The organism is Leucobacter holotrichiae, from assembly GCF_055791005.1.
Genome location: NZ_JBVUAC010000006.1, coordinates 80,977 through 98,120 on the forward strand (window position 1 = coordinate 80,977; position 17,144 = coordinate 98,120).

Annotated in this window: 16 protein-coding genes and 1 pseudogene; 10 read left to right on the top strand and 7 right to left on the bottom strand. The window is 67.6% G+C overall.

Annotation, left to right across the window (positions count from 1 at the left end; translation table 11 throughout):
* Positions 1 to 514: 514 nt before the first annotated feature.
* The 3 genes from AC0KXF_RS09315 to AC0KXF_RS09325 all read right to left on the bottom strand — a co-directional run bounded on the left by AC0KXF_RS09315 (position 515) and on the right by AC0KXF_RS09325 (position 3,739).
* The gene (locus AC0KXF_RS09315; protein ID WP_473108915.1) at positions 515 to 1,297 is read right to left on the bottom strand and encodes an aminoglycoside adenylyltransferase domain-containing protein; all 783 of its coding nucleotides are present in this window, start codon (positions 1,295 to 1,297) and stop codon (positions 515 to 517) included.
* Positions 1,298 to 1,535: 238 nt separating this feature from the next.
* Entirely contained in the window at positions 1,536 to 2,402 is an 867-nt protein-coding gene (locus AC0KXF_RS09320) for an AraC family transcriptional regulator (protein ID WP_473108916.1), read from the bottom strand.
* A 356-nt stretch (positions 2,403 to 2,758) separates the two neighbouring features.
* Entirely contained in the window at positions 2,759 to 3,739 is a 981-nt protein-coding gene (locus tag AC0KXF_RS09325; RefSeq protein WP_473108917.1) for an NAD(P)-dependent alcohol dehydrogenase, read from the bottom strand.
* Between the two features lie 130 nt (positions 3,740 to 3,869).
* On the opposite strand from AC0KXF_RS09325, the gene AC0KXF_RS09330 reads away from it, so the two are divergent.
* The 3 genes and pseudogenes from AC0KXF_RS09330 (at position 3,870) to AC0KXF_RS09340 (ending at position 6,349) form a co-directional block, all read left to right on the top strand.
* Positions 3,870 to 4,436, top strand: coding sequence for a TetR/AcrR family transcriptional regulator (locus AC0KXF_RS09330; RefSeq protein WP_217781467.1), 567 nt, complete (start codon positions 3,870 to 3,872; stop codon positions 4,434 to 4,436).
* 268 nt (positions 4,437 to 4,704) lie between these two features.
* Positions 4,705 to 5,537 (top strand): annotated as a pseudogene (locus AC0KXF_RS09335) (SDR family oxidoreductase).
* 212 nt (positions 5,538 to 5,749) lie between these two features.
* Positions 5,750 to 6,349, top strand: a complete 600-nt coding sequence (locus AC0KXF_RS09340; RefSeq protein ID WP_473108918.1) for a DNA alkylation repair protein — start codon at positions 5,750 to 5,752, stop codon at positions 6,347 to 6,349.
* 9 nt (positions 6,350 to 6,358) lie between these two features.
* Here AC0KXF_RS09340 and ychF read toward each other — a convergent pair whose 3' ends face one another.
* Positions 6,359 to 7,432, bottom strand: coding sequence for a redox-regulated ATPase YchF (gene ychF, locus AC0KXF_RS09345; protein ID WP_473108919.1), 1,074 nt, complete (start codon positions 7,430 to 7,432; stop codon positions 6,359 to 6,361).
* Positions 7,433 to 7,502: 70 nt separating this feature from the next.
* The gene (locus AC0KXF_RS09350; RefSeq protein ID WP_473108920.1) at positions 7,503 to 7,823 is read right to left on the bottom strand and encodes an antibiotic biosynthesis monooxygenase family protein; all 321 of its coding nucleotides are present in this window, start codon (positions 7,821 to 7,823) and stop codon (positions 7,503 to 7,505) included.
* A gap of 531 nt (positions 7,824 to 8,354) precedes the next feature.
* On the opposite strand from AC0KXF_RS09350, the gene erm reads away from it, so the two are divergent.
* From erm to AC0KXF_RS09375, 5 genes are all read left to right on the top strand, one after another.
* Positions 8,355 to 9,176: a 23S ribosomal RNA methyltransferase Erm gene (gene erm / locus AC0KXF_RS09355; protein ID WP_473108921.1), complete on the top strand. Its 822-nt coding sequence runs from the start codon at positions 8,355 to 8,357 to the stop codon at positions 9,174 to 9,176.
* 68 nt (positions 9,177 to 9,244) lie between these two features.
* Complete coding sequence (locus tag AC0KXF_RS09360; protein ID WP_473108922.1) at positions 9,245 to 9,829, top strand: 3'-5' exonuclease; 585 nt, start codon at positions 9,245 to 9,247, stop codon at positions 9,827 to 9,829.
* Positions 9,830 to 9,895: 66 nt separating this feature from the next.
* Positions 9,896 to 11,221, top strand: a complete 1,326-nt coding sequence (locus tag AC0KXF_RS09365; RefSeq protein ID WP_473108923.1) for a DNA recombination protein RmuC — start codon at positions 9,896 to 9,898, stop codon at positions 11,219 to 11,221.
* An 81-nt stretch (positions 11,222 to 11,302) separates the two neighbouring features.
* The gene (locus AC0KXF_RS09370) at positions 11,303 to 11,650 is read left to right on the top strand and encodes a YciI family protein (RefSeq protein ID WP_223043304.1); all 348 of its coding nucleotides are present in this window, start codon (positions 11,303 to 11,305) and stop codon (positions 11,648 to 11,650) included.
* A 14-nt stretch (positions 11,651 to 11,664) separates the two neighbouring features.
* Positions 11,665 to 12,954, top strand: a complete 1,290-nt coding sequence (locus AC0KXF_RS09375; RefSeq protein WP_473108924.1) for an RNA polymerase sigma factor — start codon at positions 11,665 to 11,667, stop codon at positions 12,952 to 12,954.
* 49 nt (positions 12,955 to 13,003) lie between these two features.
* Here the strand turns inward: AC0KXF_RS09375 and glpX are convergent, their stop codons facing one another.
* Positions 13,004 to 13,987: a class II fructose-bisphosphatase gene (gene glpX, locus AC0KXF_RS09380; RefSeq protein ID WP_473108925.1), complete on the bottom strand. Its 984-nt coding sequence runs from the start codon at positions 13,985 to 13,987 to the stop codon at positions 13,004 to 13,006.
* A gap of 69 nt (positions 13,988 to 14,056) precedes the next feature.
* Between glpX and fbaA the strand changes: the two genes are divergently transcribed.
* Positions 14,057 to 15,085 carry a class II fructose-bisphosphate aldolase gene (gene fbaA, locus AC0KXF_RS09385; RefSeq protein ID WP_473108926.1) on the top strand — a complete coding sequence of 343 codons (1,029 nt, stop codon included), beginning with the start codon at positions 14,057 to 14,059 and terminating at the stop codon, positions 15,083 to 15,085.
* Positions 15,085 to 15,801 carry a DUF6264 family protein gene (locus tag AC0KXF_RS09390; RefSeq protein ID WP_473108927.1) on the top strand — a complete coding sequence of 239 codons (717 nt, stop codon included), beginning with the start codon at positions 15,085 to 15,087 and terminating at the stop codon, positions 15,799 to 15,801. Before fbaA ends, AC0KXF_RS09390 begins: the two co-directional genes overlap by 1 nt.
* Before the next feature lie 170 nt (positions 15,802 to 15,971).
* On the opposite strand, the gene AC0KXF_RS09395 is transcribed toward AC0KXF_RS09390, so the two are convergent.
* Positions 15,972 to 17,003, bottom strand: a complete 1,032-nt coding sequence (locus AC0KXF_RS09395; protein ID WP_223045322.1) for a 4-hydroxy-3-methylbut-2-enyl diphosphate reductase — start codon at positions 17,001 to 17,003, stop codon at positions 15,972 to 15,974.
* Positions 17,004 to 17,144: the final 141 nt, after the last annotated feature.

Consider the following 17,144-nt stretch of genomic DNA (forward strand, 5'->3'; position numbering starts at 1 on the left):
GCGGCGGTGTGCTCGCCCTCGACGTCGTAGAAGGCCGGCCGAGCACACTAGCAGCCACACTACGATCAAGCACCCCGAGGCCGGTACGATCACGCTCGACTGCGACGTCCTCTCCGTCCCGGGACCCGATCTGCGCATCGTCGCCGATTCCGCTGCCGCAGACTCCAGGGCGAGAGCAAGCTCGACCTCCTCCGCGTCACCGCGGCGGCCTGATTCGCCTGTAGGAGTGGGCCTTGACCGGCCCTGGGCCCGCACGCTCGAACGATCGTGACCCGTGGCTCGTACGGCCCTCGCGTCAGCGAGTTTCCCAGCCCGGCATCTGTCGGGACGAATAAGAAGCCGGACGTCGCGGCACGCACTCTGCGGCCACTTGCGGAGAGAATTCATGCAGACATCGCAAGTGCAACTCGCACGTGCTTATACGTTGAACCTGAATTCAACCACGTTCAGGCACGTTCCAACCTCTGTCACCGGATCCGCACAGCTGGTTGCCCGGTGATGTCCGTGTGTACGTTCACGCCTCCGCAGATGTTCGATGGATCAGCGTGATCAACGACTGCGCCAGAGACGACACCTGACTCGATTCACGATCCCAGTCGACCTGCCCCTCGCCTAGGTACTCGCGAGCGGCAGCAAGAAGCAGATCCGCCCCAGCGGGATCGACGCGCCTCGCCGCAACAGCTGCCGCCTGATCCTTGGCGACTATCGCTCCGGTCTCCACGGTATGAAGCGCACGCGCCAGCGTCAGAAGAACATTGCGCGGCTCGCCATCCAGATCGTCGACGAGCGCCGGCAGTGCAGCCAGTTGCGCGTCCTTCAGGAGCGCGAAGGGCACATCAGTGACCAGAGTGTCCAGCGCCGCCCCGTGCAGCACCCGGTGCGATGCCAAAGCTGTCGCCAGCAGGATCACCACATCCGGATCGCGCTCCGGCTCGGACACATAGCCCTGGACGAAGTCGCCCCTGAGCCACTCCCCGAACTGGAAGTCACGCCACGGCGCAGCGACCAACGGCTTGAGGTCAGCCGTGACCAAGCTCGTCACCTCAAGCGGGCGACAGCTCGCGACTTCCGGGAACGCCTCGGCATGCCCCTTCCACCCCGAGAGCCCGAGCAACGTGGAGATCAACGATGCCCGATCTTGAGGCGTCAACGATCTGCGCGTCACCAGCAGCAGATCTACATCGCTCTCCGGGCCGAGACCCGTCGACGTACTGGAGCCGTAGAGGTACACCCCGACGATCCCGCCGGGGTCGATTGCGAGCACTCTGTCGAGAACAGTCCGGATCAGATCGTCCATATCAGTGAAGGCTACGTGCCAGAATCCGCTCGGCAGCATGGGTCGTTTCGTTCCAGCCGGAAACGCGGCGCTCAGATGTTGAAGTGAAACTCACCCACACGGGAGAACGACTCAGACACCCTTCTGACCAGGGTCATTTATACATTGAACCTGAACTCCACCGAGTTCAGGCACGGACCAACCTCACGGCTTCACGGCGGACATCCGCCACGTGTCTGCGCCCGTGCGCCTGATCAGGTCACGCGCGCTCGATCGGGAACCACAGCTCACACGTGGCCGTGCGGAAGTCGTCGGCATGCTCCAGAATCGACACGATCGACGGGCCGGGACGCAACCGCCACGGATTCGACGGGAACCATTCCGACGCCGACGCCGCGTAGGCGTCCTGCAGGGCAGCCGGGTGCGGCCCCGAGGTACGGAACACGACCCACTCCCCCTCATCGACGTCGATCACATCCAGGCCCGCCGGGGTCTCGGTGCCGTGCTCGACCGCGACGCCGTGGAGATAGGTGAGTTCGCTCCCCTCCAGATAGTCGGGCTCGACATCGGCGCTCACCGCGAGGATCCCACGGGGGTCCGTGCTGCTCATCGCCTTGAGCCGCTGATGCTCTTCCGCCGGAAGCGACGCGATGTGCTGCTGGATGTGCGGATTGACGCCCTCATAGATCAGCGGCACGCGCGCGGCGTGACCGATCAGGCGGAAAGCGGGTCGTTCGATGATTCGGGCATCCATGGGGACGCTCCCTTCGACAGTCAGGCGGAACCTGAGGGTGGGTTGAGTACGAAGGGGGCCACCATCACGACGAACGTCTCCGTGACTTGCGCCGTGTACGGAGCGGAACGCACGCCCGAAGGCTTCGACGGATCCATACCCATACCGCACCGCGATCGTCAGCAGATCCTCCCCACCGACCACGTCCGCCGCCGCGACAGTCATCCGCCGTCGGCGCACGTACTCGGAAATGGGCATGCCCGCCAGCGACGAGAACATTCGTCTGGCGTGATAACCCGTCGTGCCCTTCGACTCAGCGAGCGCATCGACGTCGATGTCCTCGTCGATTCGGCGCTCGATCTCATCGACCAGCCGATTGAGGATCTCGATCATGGTTACTCCCTTCGCCATCCACTCTCATCCCGATGACATGACGCCCGCCCGATCGTTCCGGTCCGATTCTGTCGGGTTCACGACCACACCGAGCGCACTGGACAGCGAAAGCCCCGCCGATCACGAGGATCGACGGGGCTCCGGAGCAGGATCAGCTCACGTCACACGTTGAAGCGGAACTCCACCGCGTTCCGGTACGGAACAACCTCTGGGTTCTACAGGTCTTCCAGTCTCGGTGGGCGGTCATGCGGTATGTGGGGGCCGTCAAGTACGCCATCACCCCTTCCGGAACCCAGACCCGAGATGGCGTCAACGATGCCGGACCGAATCCGTTGTCCCCGGCAACGAATTACCGGTCAGTCCACTGCCCCCGACGCCGTCTCTTCGACGACGAGGACAACCTTGCCGTGCACCCCGCCGGCCTCAAGCCTGGCGTGAGCGTCACCGATGCGGTCGAGAGGATAGACCTCATCGACGATCGGCTGCAGGTGCCCGTCTTCCGCCAACCGAGCCACCTCACCGATGAGTGCAGCGGTCGGGTGCCCGAGGAAGAAGCGTATGCGGCGGCCACCGAAGATGCTCGACGCTGCGATGCCGCCCAGACTTCGCACCTTGCGGTCGACGTCGAACGACACTGCGACCATGCGTCCGCGCGGCGCGAGGTGCTGCCGCAGTCGCCACAGATCGGTGCCACGCGTATCGAACACCACATCGTAGGTTCCGATGGCGTCGAGGGAGGTGCGATAGTCGATCACCTCATCTGCGCCGAGTCCTCGGACAAACTGTTCACTCGCCTGGCTGGCCAGGGCGGTGACGTGTGCACCGTACATACGGCCAAGCTGCACGGCGACACTGCCCACACCACCGGAGGCGCCGCGCACCAGCAGTCGTTCGCCGGCCCGCAGCCGGGCCTTGTCCCGGAGCCCGACGACTGCGGTCGCAGCCCCGGCCAGCACGCTGACCGCGTCCGCTGCGCTCCACCCCTCGGGCATCCGGGAAACCCGGCCCGTATCGATCGCCACCGCCTCTGCGGCCGCGCCCACCGAGCCGCGCTCGTCGACGGTTCCCCACACCCGGTCCCCGATCGAGAACTCGGTGACGCCGGGCCCCAGCGCGAGGATCTCACCTGCAAAGTCGATGCCAACGTACCTCGGCAGGCTCACCCGGGCGAGTGCCCGCAACTTGCCCTGCCGCTGGGCGATCTCGCCGCCGTTGACGGAACTGGCTTCAACCTTGACGAGAACCTGCCCCACGTCCGCCGCCGGCATCGCGACCCGCATGACCTCCAGGACCTCGGGTCCGCCGTAGCGGCGGAAGCCCGCTGCTGCCATTGTCATCGTGATCTCACACTCCCTGAGTCGTTCGTACCTTCCTGAGCAAAGGTACTGCGGAAGTGGGCAGGCCTATCCGTTTTCCGGTAAAGTGGGAGTGTACTCCTGTTCGGTCTCTCGCATCGGAGGTGAGGTCGTGGCCGAGTCGATGAATCGAGCGGATGCGCGTCGAAACCGCGTTCGCATCGTCGACGCAGCTCGCGCGGCGTTCTCCGACCATGGGCTCGAGGTGTCGGCCGCCGCGGTCGCACGCCACGCCGGTGTGGGCACGGCCACGTTGTACCGGCATTTTCCCACCCGCTCCGACCTGATCGACGCCGTGTTCGGCCACGAGATCGAGCACTGCCTGGCCATCCTCGCGGACGCCGCCAGAACCTCGGACCCGTGGCGAGGGCTCGGTAAGGCGCTCGATGCAGTCGTCGAACTTGAGTTGGCTGCGCCAGGCCTTGCGAGCCTCATCACGACGAGCGACCGGTCCGCGCCGCTCCTCGAGGGATTCGACCGTCACGTGCGGCAGGATCTCGAGCGCCTTGCCGCCCGGGTGCGCGACACCCGCGAGGCCCGCCCCGATCTGACCAGCGGGGACATCGCCTTGCTTCTCACCGGTGTTCGCGCCATCGCGGTTGGCGGTGGTCCTCACATCCGGGCCCGCTGCCGCAGGTACATCACGCTCATCACCGAAGGCCTGCGCCGTCACCCATAGCCCATGCGCGCGAAGGCGCGACAGCCCGCTGTCGGCCGCTCCCGGATCACCTGGGTGGCTGACCGGAGACAGATCTGGTGATTCTCCCTGATCGTCTAGAGCACGCCATGAAGGCGGTCGTTCGAAAGCCCTCGTCAGCGGGATCACGCCCAGAGGTTCAGTTCGAGAAACGAAATTCAACCGAGTTCCGGCACGGAGCAACCTCTGCACAGCTGACAGCCGCGCAGAACCGTCGAATGCGACCGGGCATTCTGTTTCACTGGAGATCATGAACCTCGAACCGACGGATCCTTTGACGCGCGTCCCGTTCCCTTTGAAGGGCAAGTCCGCTGTCGTGACCGGGGTCAGCCGCCGCGCGGGAATCGGGTACGCCATCGCATGCAGACTCGCCGCATACGGAGCCAACGTGTTTTGTCACCACTTCTCCCCACATGATGCCGAGCAGGAGTGGGGCAGCGACGACATCACCGCGGCACTCGAAGGCGTTCGATCACACGCCGTGGGCGATGCACGAGTTGCTGACTTCCACGCCGATCTGACCGAGCCAAACGCCGCCGAGCAGGTGATCGACGCAGCCGTGAGCGAGTTCGGCCATGTCGATGCATTGGTCTGCAATCAAGCGCTATCAGGATCCGACGGCCCATCGGTGAGTTGAGTGCCGCAGATCTCGACCAACACTGGGCAGTCGACGCACGCGCTTCGATTCTGCTCGCCCAGTCCTTCGCTACACATCACGTCCCGGGGACGCCGGCGTCAATCGTCTTCCTCACATCGGGACAGGACCTCGGCCCGATGCCCGGCGAGGTCGCATATGCAGCAGCCAAGGCCGCGATTGCCGGAGTGACGACGACGATCGCCGATCAACTCGCCGACGACGGCATTCGGGTGAACACCATCAATCCAGGCCCCGTCGACACCGGGTATCTCACCGACGACATGTGGCAGTTCGTGAAGCCCATGTTCCCGTTCGGGCGATACGGACAACCGGACGACCCTGCGCGCCTTATCGCGTGGCTCGTAACCGACGAGGCATCGTGGCTCACAGGCCAGATCATCAATACCGAGGGCGGGTTCGGGCGCTGGCGTCCCCGCGGAAGCTAACCTTCAGACGTTGAAGCGGAACTCCACCACGTTCCGGCACGGAACAACCTTTACGGGCTGGACGAGGCGGGCGTGCTCGCAGCTCCGTCCAGAAGAAGAATCTGTCGAATGTGCAACGCCGCCGCCTGGCGTCTCCATGAGGCGTTTAACGATGCCCCACCGTTCGCGCTGGGCTCACGCCGCAACCCTGACACCCTTGCTAAGATCCGAACATGGGGAGTCTCCTGAAAACTGCAGACGAACTCGTCGCTGCACTGCAGAACGCGTCTGACCCACGTGAGACCGAGCGGATCCGAACCCGAGTCGCAACCGATGAATCGGTCATCGGCGTCCGGATGGGCACCTTGTTCGAGACGGCGAAGCTTGCCACCGACATCCCCCCAGCAGAGCTCGAGAGACTTTTCACCCATCCTGCGTATGAGCCGCGCCTCGCCGCATTCTGCATCCTCGATTTTCGCGCCCGTCGGCGTCTCTCCGACAAAGAGCGTGAGGATCTCGCCGCAATCTATCTCGACCACCACGACGCCATCACGACATGGGACATGGTTGATCGAGCAGCACCCCGGGTAATCGGGTGGCCGATCCTAAGCGACGTGATCGACTTTAGGGTTCTCGAAGACCTTGCACGATCCGACGACCCACTTCGACGACGGTCTGCGATCACCGCGCCATTATGGTTCATCAAGAAAGGGACAGATGGTGACGTCGCGCGCGGACTTCTCATTGCCGACCTACTTGCTGACGACCCGCACCCGCGCGTCGCCTCCGCGGTCAAGATCTACCGCAAGCATGCAGCACGGCGCGATCAATGAACCCGACAATTAAACGTTGAACCGGAACTCCACGACGTCGCCGTCCTGCATGATGTAATCCTTGCCCTCCATACGGGCCTTGCCCTTGGCGCGCGCCTCGGCGACCGAGCCGCACTCGACGAGGTCGTCGAACGAGATGATCTCGCCCTTGATGAAGCCCTTCTCGAAGTCGGTGTGGATCGCGCCGGCAGCCTGGGGCGCGGTGGCGCCCTTCTTGATCGTCCAGGCCCGGGCCTCCTTCGGCCCCGCGGTGAGGTAGGTCTGCAGGCCGAGAGTGTCGAAGCCGACGCGGGCCAGCTGATCCAGCCCGCTCTCCTCCTGCCCGATCGAGGCCAGCAGCTCCGCGGCGTCCTCGGGGTCGAGCTCGATGAGCTCGCTCTCGATCTTGGCGTCGAGGAAGATCGCCTTCGCGGGAGCAACCAGGGCCGAGAGCTCGTCGAGCCTCGCCTGATCCTGCAGCACCGTCTCGTCCACGTTGAACACGTAGAGGAATGGCTTCGCGGTGAGCAATCCGAGCTCCTTGATCGGCTCGAGGTCGATACCCGCGTGCGAGAGCACCTTGCCCTCGTCGAGCGCGGCGCGGGCGGCCTTCGCGGTCTCTACCACCGAGGCGTCGATCTTGCGGTTCTTCAGCTCCTTCTCGAAGCGCACGAGCGCCTTGTCGAGGGTCTGCATGTCGGCGATGATCAGCTCGGTGTTGATCGTCTCCATGTCGCTCGCGGGATCGACCGCGCCGTCGACGTGCACCACATCGGGGTCGCTGAAACCGCGCACGACCTGGGCGATCGCGTCGGCCTCGCGGATGTTCGCGAGGAACTGGTTGCCGAGCCCTTCGCCCTCGCTCGCGCCGCGCACGATGCCCGCGATGTCCACGAAGCTCACGGGGGCGGGCAGGATCCGCTCGCTGCCGAAGATCTCGGCGAGCTTGTCGAGCCGCGGATCGGGCAGGTTCACCACACCGATGTTCGGCTCGATCGTCGCGAACGGGTAGTTCGCCGCGAGAGCGTCGTTCTGAGTGAGCGCGTTGAAGAGGGTCGACTTGCCCACGTTGGGGAGTCCCACGATGCCGATAGTAAGAGCCACGAGGGATCAGTCTACCCGCCGTGGGGGCGCCGCACTCCGGGCGGCAGGATCGGCCCCCTCGGGCCGCGCCTCAGCTCAGGCTGTCGAGGTCGACGACCTCGAACTCGAGCAGCTCGGCCCCGGTCGCGACGGGCTTGCGCGGCTGCTCCCCCTCGGGGCGCGCGTGGGCGTCGGCGTTGCCGCGCGAGTCGCGCCACGTCTCGAAGTGCTGCTCGGTCTCCCACTGGGTGACCACGAAGTATCGGTCATCGCCCTGCACCGGGCGCAGCAGCTGGAAGCCTTCGAAGCCGGGCGAGGAGTCCACCGCGTGCTTGCGAGCGGCGAATCGCGCCTCCAGTTCGGGTCCCTTGCCCTCGGGGACGGAGATGGCGTTGATCTTGACGACGGACATGGGCATCGACCTTTCGCTCTGCGGCTCGAATCGCGTGTTGGATCGAGGGATCGCACCCACGGTACCGCGGATCGGCCCCTCCAAGCCCTCACGCATCTTCGCGAGAGGTCGAAAAGCGCTCTGCACTCCGTGGACCGCAGCCGTTATCGACCTCTCGAGAGGTGGATCTCGCACGCGGATCCGCGATCCTCCATGCGGAATCCGTATCTCGGCGCCGGGAAGCTCCGCGCACCCGCCCGGCCCCGCCCCGCCCGGCCCGGCCCGGGCTGACACCGCGGCCGCTCCCTGCTACGGTGGAGCGCATGGGAACTCTGTGCAGCGCGCTCGGTCAGCGCGCTTTCTTCCGGGATCGCCGCGCCTGACGGCGCGATCCCGAACCCCTGCCCCGCTATGAGCCGCGGGCGTGCCCGCTGAGGGCGGCCCTCGCACGCCGGGCAGCTCGTCGCGCCGACCTCCGAGCCCATCGCGCTCGGAAGGCCGCTGCTCCGACACGCCTCCGGGCGCTTCACCCTCTCTCGGATGGAGCGCATCATGCATGCCCACCCCCACTCAGACCATCGTCCCTCCCACCAGCTCCGCCGCTCCGGCGATGACCGATCCCGCTACGGCGGCCGCCATGAACTCGGTCAGAATTTCCTGCACCACCGACCCACGATCGAGCGGATCGTAGATCTCGCTCGCGACACGGAGGGTCCGCTCCTCGAGATCGGCCCCGGCGACGGCGCGCTCACCGCCGGCCTCGCGAGACTCGGACGCCCTCTCACCCTCGTCGAACTCGACGAGCACCGCGTTCGCCGGCTCCGACAGCGCTTCCCGCGCGCGACGGTCCTGCACGCCGACGCGCTGCACACCGCTCTCGACGCGCGGGTCGTCGTCGGCAACCTCCCGTTCCACCTCACGACGCCCCTGCTGCGCAAGCTGCTGCGCTCCCCCGAGTGGGAGCGGGCGATCCTCGTCACGCAGTGGGAGGTGGCGCGGAAGCGCGCAGGCGTGGGCGGTGGGACTCTCCTCACCGGCCAGTCGGCGCCGTGGTTCGACTTCCAGTTGCGATGCCGCGTACCGGCCCGGGCGTTCCGGCCGGTCCCCGGAGTCGACGGCGGCCTGCTCGACATCTCGCGTCGCAGGTCACCCCTGGTCCCGCTCTCGGAGCGGGCGGCGTACGAGCGGTTCGTGCGGCAGGTCTTCACCGCTCGCGGGCGCGGGATCGGCCAGATCCTGCAGAGGGGTCTCGGGATGAGCCGCTCTTCGGGTGGCGCTGCTCTGAGCCGCGCCTCGGTGTCCCCTGCGGCACTCCCTCGGGATCTCACTCCGCCCCAGTGGGCGAGCCTCTGGCGGAGTCTCTCGAGGCATTGAGTGCGGGGGTCGGCTGGCTCCGGAGCACCGGCGGCGTGAATGTCAGACGCGTGTGCCACCCTAGATGCGTGCCCGTCGACTTCACCGCCATCGATTTCGAGACCGCCAACAGCCACCCGTCTTCGGCCTGCGCGGTCGGCATGGTGCGCGTGCGCGACGGGCGGGTGGTGGATCGCGTCGAGTGGCTGATCCGCCCGCCCCGAGCGCACGCGGCGTTCCTCCCCTTCAACATCAAGATCCACGGCATCACGGCCGAGATGGTGGTCGATGCTCGGGACTGGGCCGAGCAGCTCGAGGATCTGCGCGGTTTCATCGGCGACGACGTGACCGTGGCGCACAACGCGAGCTTCGACATGGGGGTGATCCGCGCGGCCTGCGCCGAGACCATCACTCCGACGCCCAGGCTGCGCTACCTCTGCAGCGTTCAGGTCTCGCGCAAGACCTACGAACTGCCCTCGCACAGGCTCCCGCTCGCGGCCGAGGCGGCCGGGTTCGGCGATTTCGCGCACCACGACGCGCTCGCCGACGCCGAGGCGTGCGCCGCGATCATCTCCGACGCAGCGCGGCGCCACGAGGTCGGCGACCTGGCCGCCCTCGCGAAGAAGACGGGCCTGCGCATCCAGCAGCTCAAGGCGATCCCGCTCAAGCTGTAACCCGCACACGGGTTGTCATTCGACTCGGATCCCGAGAATGTCAGTGGTCCCTGAGACCATAGCCGCATGACAGTTCTCACGCTCCTCCTGGTCGTCATCACGGCCCTGGTCTTCGGCATCGCGGGCGCCGCGGCCGGCCACCGGATCGCCGGCGCGGCGGCGGCGCGGCGCATGGCCGAGGCCGCCTCGCGAGCCGAACACGAGCGCACCCTCGCGGTGCAGCAGGCCCGGCTCGATGCAGAGGACGGGGCACGTCTGCTGCGCGAGGAGCTCGCGGCAGCCGAGACGCGGGTGCAGGGGCTCGAGGATCGCCTGCGCGATGCCCAGGTCAACGCCCAGCAGCGATCGCAGGCCGACCGCGAAGAGCAGCGCGTGCTGCAGCAGCTCGCGCCGCTCCGCGACTCCCTGGGCAAGCTCGAACGGACCGTGGCCACGATCGAGCAGCAGCGGGCTTCGCAGCACGGCGAACTGGCCGAGCAACTCCGCGAGGCCGCCCGAGCCGAAGAGAAGCTGCGCGGCACGGCCGAGAACCTGGCGGCGGCCCTGCGCTCGAACAACACTCGCGGGCTCTGGGGCGAGACCCAGCTTCGTCGCATCATCGAGGCGGCCGGCATGCTCGAGCACGTCGATTTCGAGGTGCAGCAGCAGTTCTCCACCGAGCGCGGTGCCGCCCGGCCCGACATGGTCGTGCACCTGCCGGGCGGCAAGGCGATCGCGATCGACGCGAAGGTGCCGTTCGACGCCTATCTCGAGGCCCAGCACATCGATGACGGGGAGCGTCGCACGACGCTGCTCAACCGGCACGCGAAAGCGCTGCGCGATCACATCCTGGCACTGAGCAACCGCGACTACGCCGCGGCGCTGCCCGACTCCCCCGAGTTCGTCATCGCGTTCGTGCCGAGCGAGTCCCTCCTGTCGAGCGCGCTCGACACCGATCCGCTGCTGCTCGAGTACGCGTTCGAACGGCGCGTGGCCCTGGCCTCGCCGGTGAGCCTCTGGGCCATTCTCAAGTCCGTCGCCCACAGCTGGCGTCAGGAGTCCCTCACGGCTGAGGCGCGCACGCTCTTCGACCTCAGCCGACAGCTCCACACGCGCCTCGGGCGCACCGCGGCGCACCTCGACAAGCTCGGCCGCACCCTCTCCCGCGGTGTGCAGGATTACAACGCCTACATCGGATCGCTCGAGCGGCAGGTGCTCCCCACTGCCCGCAAGATCAGCGCCCTCAACGGCGAGAAGATCGGCACCGAGCCCGCGCAGCTCGAGGACGCGGTCCGTCCGCTCGTCGCCCCCGAGCTGCGACCGGATGATGGAGCGGCGAACGAACCGGCAGCGACATCCGCAGAAACTTTTTCCGAAGGAGGTGTCGATCCAGAGCTTCCCCATCCGTCATGATGGTGTCGGGCCACCCGGTTCGGCACTTCGGATCCGCCGACCGCACCGAGCGTTCAGAGCGGAACGAGCTCAGGAGAGATCATGAAATACGCACTACTGCTCATGGGCCACACGGCCGACCCTGCTTGCGGAGAGGACGGCGGGGCGAGCCCCGAGGAGTTCTTCGCTTTCGACCGGGAGATCACCGAAGCCGGCGTGGTCGTCAGCTCGTTCGCCCTCGAGGACCCCGAGCAGGGGGCCATCGTCAGCAGCGACCCGGAGGGCGAGCGAGTCGTGTCGTCGGGCCCCTTCGCCGAGGTGCGGGAGTTCGTCGGCGGCGCCTACATCATCGACGTCGCCGACATCGATGAGGCTATCGAGTGGGCGCGCAGAAGCCCCGCCTCCGCGCCGGGCGGCCACGTCGAGATCCGCCCCCTCGCCCCCTATTGAGCCGCGGGCCGACCGTGAACCCTGAGAGGGGCCTTCCGCGGGACGAGGTTCGCCGAGCCCTCGCCGCGATCGATCGTGATGCCAGATCCCGCATCACCGCTACAGTCGCGCGATGGTTCGGCGACCTCGACCTCGCCGAGGATGTCACGCAGGACGCCCTCGCCCAGGCTCTGCGCACCTGGTCGCGTACGGGTGTACCGGCATCGCCGGAGGCCTGGCTCAAGACGACGGCCAAGCGGAAGGCGCTCGACACGGTCCGGCGCGAATCCGTGCTCGCTCAGAAGCTCGCCCGGCTGCGCATCGAGGAGGATCGCTCGCCGATCCCCGAGGGGTTCGCCGACCCCGCTGAGGCGGCGTCCGAGCAACCACCGTCGCCGATACCCGACGACCGACTCGAGCTCTTCTTCGCGTGCGCCCATCCGGTGCTCGGCCCCGCCGATCGCATCGCCCTCACCCTGCGATTCGTGGCGGGGCTCACCACCGCCGAGGTCGCGCATGCGCTGCTCCTGCCGGTCACCACCGTGCAGCAGCGCATCGTTCGCGCAAAGAAGCGCATCCGCACCCTCGGAGTGCCGTTCAAGATCCCCGTCAAATCCGAACTCCCCGCGCGGCTCGCCGAAGTCGAACGCGTCATCTACCTGCTCTATGCCGAGGGCTTCGCCCGTTCGAACGGCTCGGCTCACGTGCGCGACGACCTCACGACCGAGGCGATCAGGCTCGCGCGCGTGCTGCACCGTCTCATACCTGGAGAACCTGAGGCGACAGGACTCCTCAGCCTGCTCCTCCTCACAGAGGCCAGACGGCCGGCCCGGCTCGACGAGTATGGCCGCCCGGTCCCGCTCGCGCAGCAGGATCGGGCGCGCTGGTCTCGGGAGCTCGCGGCGGAGGGCATCGAACTCGCCGAGACCGCGGCACGCGCGGGACGAGCCGGCCCCTACGCGATCCAAGCGGCGATCGCCGCGGTGCACGCCGAGGCCGCCGACTTCGCCGCGACCGACTGGGCGCAGATCGCCGTGCTCTACGAGATGCTCGAGCGCTTCGAACCCGGCCCCGTGGTGCGTCTCGGTCGCGCCGTCGCGGTGGGCCGGGCGCTGGGGCCGGAAGCCGGGATGCGGCAGCTCGACGCGCTGCAGCACAATCCCGTGCTGGCCGAATACCGGCCGTTCCACATCGCGCGCGCCGTGACCTTCGAGGAGCTTGCAGACCCGTCCGGCGCCGCGAGCGCCTACCGGCGCGCGCTCGAACTTCCGGGCAACGAGGCCGAGGACGACTACCTCGCCTCGGTGCTCGCCGGCCTCGAGTGAGTTCCGCGCCAGCGCATCCGAGCGCGGGGCAACACCCCGGAGACGGAGGTCAGCTCCAGCGGTCGGGATCCATGTCGCTGATGACGTGGCGGATCGTGCCGGAGTGCGAGCGCATGACGATGCTCTCGGCGCGCACGAACGGCCCGCGGCGCTGCACGCCGTCGACGAAGTCCGCGGAGGTGATGCCGGTCGCGACGAAGTAGCAGTTGTCGCTCGATACGAGATCGTTGGCCTCGAGCACGCGGTCGAGATCGTGGCCGGCGTCGATCGCCTTCTGGCGCTCCTCGTCGTCCTTCGGCCACAGGCGGCCCTGGATCACGCCGCCCAGTGCCTTCACGGCGCAGGCGGTGATGATGCCCTCGGGGGTGCCGCCGATGCCGACGCACAGGTCGATCCGCGAATCCCAGCGAGCGGCGTTCACACCGCCGGCGACGTCACCGTCCATGATCAGACGGGTGCCGGCACCGGCCTCGCGGATGTCGGTGATGAGCTGCTCGTGACGCGGGCGGTCGAGCACCGCCACGCGGATATCGGAGACGTCGACGCCCTTGGCACGGGCGAGCGCGCGGATGTTCTCGCCGATGGGACGGCGGATATCGACCACGCCGACACCATCGGGGCCGCACACCAGCTTGTCCATGTAGAACACGGCCGAGGGGTCGTACATGCTGCCGCGATCGGCCACCGCGATCACCGAGAGCGCGCCGGGGCGCCCCTCGGCAGTGAGCCTGGTGCCGTCGATCGGGTCGACGGCCACATCGCACTCAGCGCCCTCGCCGTTGCCGACCTGCTCGCCGTTGTAGAGCCAGGGCGCGTCGTCCTTCTCACCCTCGCCGATCACCACGACGCCGTTCATGTTCACCGTCGACAGGAACCGTCGCATCGCATCGACCGCGGCACCGTCGGCAGCGTTCTTATCGCCGCGCCCGATCCACGGAGTGGCGCGCATCGCAGCGGCCTCGGTAGCGCGCACGAGTTCCATGGCGAGGTTGCGATCGGGCTGCCATTCGCCCAGCGAAACAGGTTCAGTCATGCCCCCAGCCTACCGCGTAGACTGGTACGGCGGCATCGAGCCGACCCGTTACGACGCTAAGGAGCACACATGCCCGTTGCAACTCCGGAACAGTACGCAGCCATGCTCGACGCAGCCAAGACGGGCGGCTTCGCCTTCCCCGCGGTCAACGTATCGAGCTCGCAGACCCTCAACGCGGCTCTGCAGGGCTTCGCGGAAGCCGGGTCCGACGGCATTCTCCAGGTCAGCTTCGGCGGCGCCGACTACTTCGCCGGGCACACCGTCAAGAACCGCGCGGGCGGCGCCATCGCCTTCGCCAAGTACGCGGAGGAGGTCGCCAAGGCCTACGACGTGACCGTGGCGCTGCACACCGACCACTGCCCGCAGCAGCACCTCGAGAGCTTCGTGCTCCCGCTCGTCGCTGCGAGCGAGGAGCGGGTGGCGCAGGGCGGCCTCCCCTACTTCCAGTCGCACATGTGGGACGGATCGGCGATCCCGCTGAACGAGAACCTCGACATCGCCAAGGAGCTGCTGCCTCGGCTCGCGGCGATCGGCGTGATCCTCGAGGTCGAGATCGGCGTCGTCGGCGGCGAAGAGGACGGCATCAGCCACGAGATCAACGACCAGCTCTACACCACCATCGACGACGCGGTGGCGACGGTCGAGGCGCTCGGCCTCGGCGAGCAGGGCCGGTACCTCACCGCTCTCACCTTCGGTAACGTGCACGGCGTCTACAAGCCGGGCGGCGTCAAGCTGCGCCCCGAGCTGCTCGCCGAGATCCAGAGCGGTCTGCAGGCCAAGTACGGAACCGGCGAGAAGCCACTGGACCTCGTCTTCCACGGCGGCTCGGGGTCGTCGGCAGAGGAGATCGCCGAGGCGGTGCGCAACGGTGTCATCAAGATGAACATCGACACCGACACCCAGTACGCGTTCACCCGCCCCGTCGTCGACTACATGCTCAAGAACTACGACGGCGTGCTCAAGATCGACGGCGAGGTCGGCAACAAGAAGCAGTACGACCCGCGCGCCTGGGGCAAGGCGGCCGAGGCAGGCATGGCATCCCGCATCGTGCTCGCCTCCGAACAGCTCGGCTCGGCGGGCAAGTCGGTGAGCGCGTAGTGGCGGATCCGCGCGACGAACGGCCCGCTCCCGCATTCGGCGAATACGCCCCCGAGGGGTGGGAGTGGAAGCCCGAGGGATCAGAACCGGCGGCCGCGGCCCCCGATCAGGCTGCCCGCGCCGGGGTTCCGCACAACCTCGGCGTCGCCCCCGCACCCGACGCGCAGCAGCAGGCTGCGCCCGCTCGGAAAGCACCGCCTCGGAACGAGGCCGGCGATCCCGCGCCCTACCGCGCCGACCAGCCTGCGCCGGGTCGTAAGCAGCCCCCGCAGCCTCGCTTCGCGGGTTCGCAGGAGGCGCAGCGGCCGCGGCGCACGGGCGATCTCGTGATCACCATCGCGCTGCTCGCGATCGGGGCCTTCGGCGCGCTCTACACCGCGCTCGTGCTGTTCTCGCTGCCGTCCACGCTCTCGCTCGTCGGCGACGCGCTCGGCCTCGCAGACTTCAGCGTGCCCGCGTGGATCAACACGTTCAGCACCGTCAGCGCGCTCGCCATGTTCGCGCTCTACGCCGTCGTGCTCATCTTCTCGATCCAGCGCATGCGCGCGGGAAAACTGGCATTCTGGGTGCCGCTCTCGGCGGGTGCCCTGGCGCTGATCCTCACGTTCGTGCTCACCGCTATCGCGATGATGAACGTACCCGACCTCACCCAGGCGGCGAACGATCCCGATGCCATGCAGAAACTGCTCGACTACATGAACTCGATGCAGCCGTAGGGTCACTCCTCGGCGGCCCCGAGCCGAGCGCCCGGTCGCGCACTGAACCCAGTGCGCCCCGCCGCGGGCGCGTCAGCGCACGTGCACCTCGCGAAATGTCCGACGCGCAGCGTTGCACCGCGAGGTGAAAGCGCCGCACACGGCGGCGAATCGGCCCCGCCGCGGGCGCGTCAGCGCACGCGACCCCCGAGGGCACGTTCGTCGCGGTTGCCCGAGGCATCCTGCCGCAGCTCCTTGGGCAGCGAGAACACCAGGTCCTCCTCGGCGGTGACCGTCGCCTCGACATCGGAGTAGCCGGCGTCGGCGAGGTCGTCGAGCAGTTCCTGCACGAGCACCTCGGGGACCGAGGCGCCGCTCGTCACGCCGATGGTGCGCACGCCGTCGAGCCACTCCTGCTTGACCTCGCTCGCGAAGTCGACGCGGTACGCCGCCTTGGCGCCGTACTCGAGCGCGACCTCCTTGAGTCGCACGGAGTTCGAGGAGTTCGAGGAGCCGACCACGATCACGAGGTCGGCCTGCGGGGCGATCTGCTTGATGGCGACCTGCCGGTTCTGCGTGGCGTAGCAGATGTCGTCGCTCGGCGGATCCTGCAGGTTCGGGAACTTCTCGCGCAGTCGACGCACGGTCTCCATCGTCTCGTCGACCGAGAGCGTGGTCTGCGAGAGCCAGACGAGCTGATCGGGATCCTTCACCTCGAGAGTGTCGACGTCGTCGGGCGAATTGACGATCGTGATGTGATCGGGGGCCTCGCCGCTCGTGCCCTCGACCTCCTCGTGCCCGGTGTGGCCGATGAGCAGGATCTCCTTGTCCTGCTTCGCGAAGCGCACGGCCTCGCGGTGCACCTTGGTGACGAGCGGGCAGGTGGCGTCGATGGCGTGCAGGCCGCGATCCTCGGCCGCCTGCACGACCGCGGGAGACACACCGTGCGCGGAGAACACCACGTTCGCCCCCTCGGGCACCTCGTCGACCTCCTCCACGAAGATGGCCCCCATCTTCTCGAGCGTCTTCACCACGTGCACGTTGTGCACGATCTGCTTGCGCACGTACACGGGGGCGCCGTAGCGGTCGAGCGCCTTCTCGACGGCGACGACGGCGCGATCCACGCCGGCGCAGTAACCGCGGGGAGCCGCGAGCAGCACCTTCTTCTCGCCGTCGACCGGCAGGTCTTTCAGGCGGCCGACCTCGCGCCTCAGTCGCGGCATCGCGAGGCTCACGACCGGCGCGCCGATGGTGCGCGGATCCCGAGCCTGCGGGGCGGGGGCGGTCTGCTGGGCGGTGTCACTCATGGGGTCGATTCTACCGTTCGTTCCTGGGCCGGTCCCCGGCGTATCGGACTGGCGGAT

Excerpts from the sequence above, each read along its gene's own strand:
- AC0KXF_RS09315 (WP_473108915.1), bottom strand. The coding sequence starts at position 1,297 with ATGGACGATCTGATCCGGACTGTTCTCGACAGAGTGCTCGCAATCGAC.
- AC0KXF_RS09320 (WP_473108916.1), bottom strand. The coding sequence starts at position 2,402 with ATGATCGAGATCCTCAATCGGCTGGTCGATGAGATCGAGCGCCGAATC.
- AC0KXF_RS09325 (WP_473108917.1), bottom strand. The coding sequence starts at position 3,739 with ATGACAATGGCAGCAGCGGGCTTCCGCCGCTACGGCGGACCCGAGGTC.
- AC0KXF_RS09340 (WP_473108918.1), top strand. The coding sequence starts at position 5,750 with ATGGGGAGTCTCCTGAAAACTGCAGACGAACTCGTCGCTGCACTGCAG.
- AC0KXF_RS09350 (WP_473108920.1), bottom strand. The coding sequence starts at position 7,823 with ATGTCCGTCGTCAAGATCAACGCCATCTCCGTCCCCGAGGGCAAGGGA.
- erm (WP_473108921.1), top strand. The coding sequence starts at position 8,355 with ATGCATGCCCACCCCCACTCAGACCATCGTCCCTCCCACCAGCTCCGC.
- AC0KXF_RS09365 (WP_473108923.1), top strand. The coding sequence starts at position 9,896 with ATGACAGTTCTCACGCTCCTCCTGGTCGTCATCACGGCCCTGGTCTTC.
- AC0KXF_RS09370 (WP_223043304.1), top strand. The coding sequence starts at position 11,303 with ATGAAATACGCACTACTGCTCATGGGCCACACGGCCGACCCTGCTTGC.
- glpX (WP_473108925.1), bottom strand. The coding sequence starts at position 13,987 with ATGACTGAACCTGTTTCGCTGGGCGAATGGCAGCCCGATCGCAACCTC.
- fbaA (WP_473108926.1), top strand. The coding sequence starts at position 14,057 with ATGCCCGTTGCAACTCCGGAACAGTACGCAGCCATGCTCGACGCAGCC.
- AC0KXF_RS09395 (WP_223045322.1), bottom strand. The coding sequence starts at position 17,003 with ATGCCGCGACTGAGGCGCGAGGTCGGCCGCCTGAAAGACCTGCCGGTC.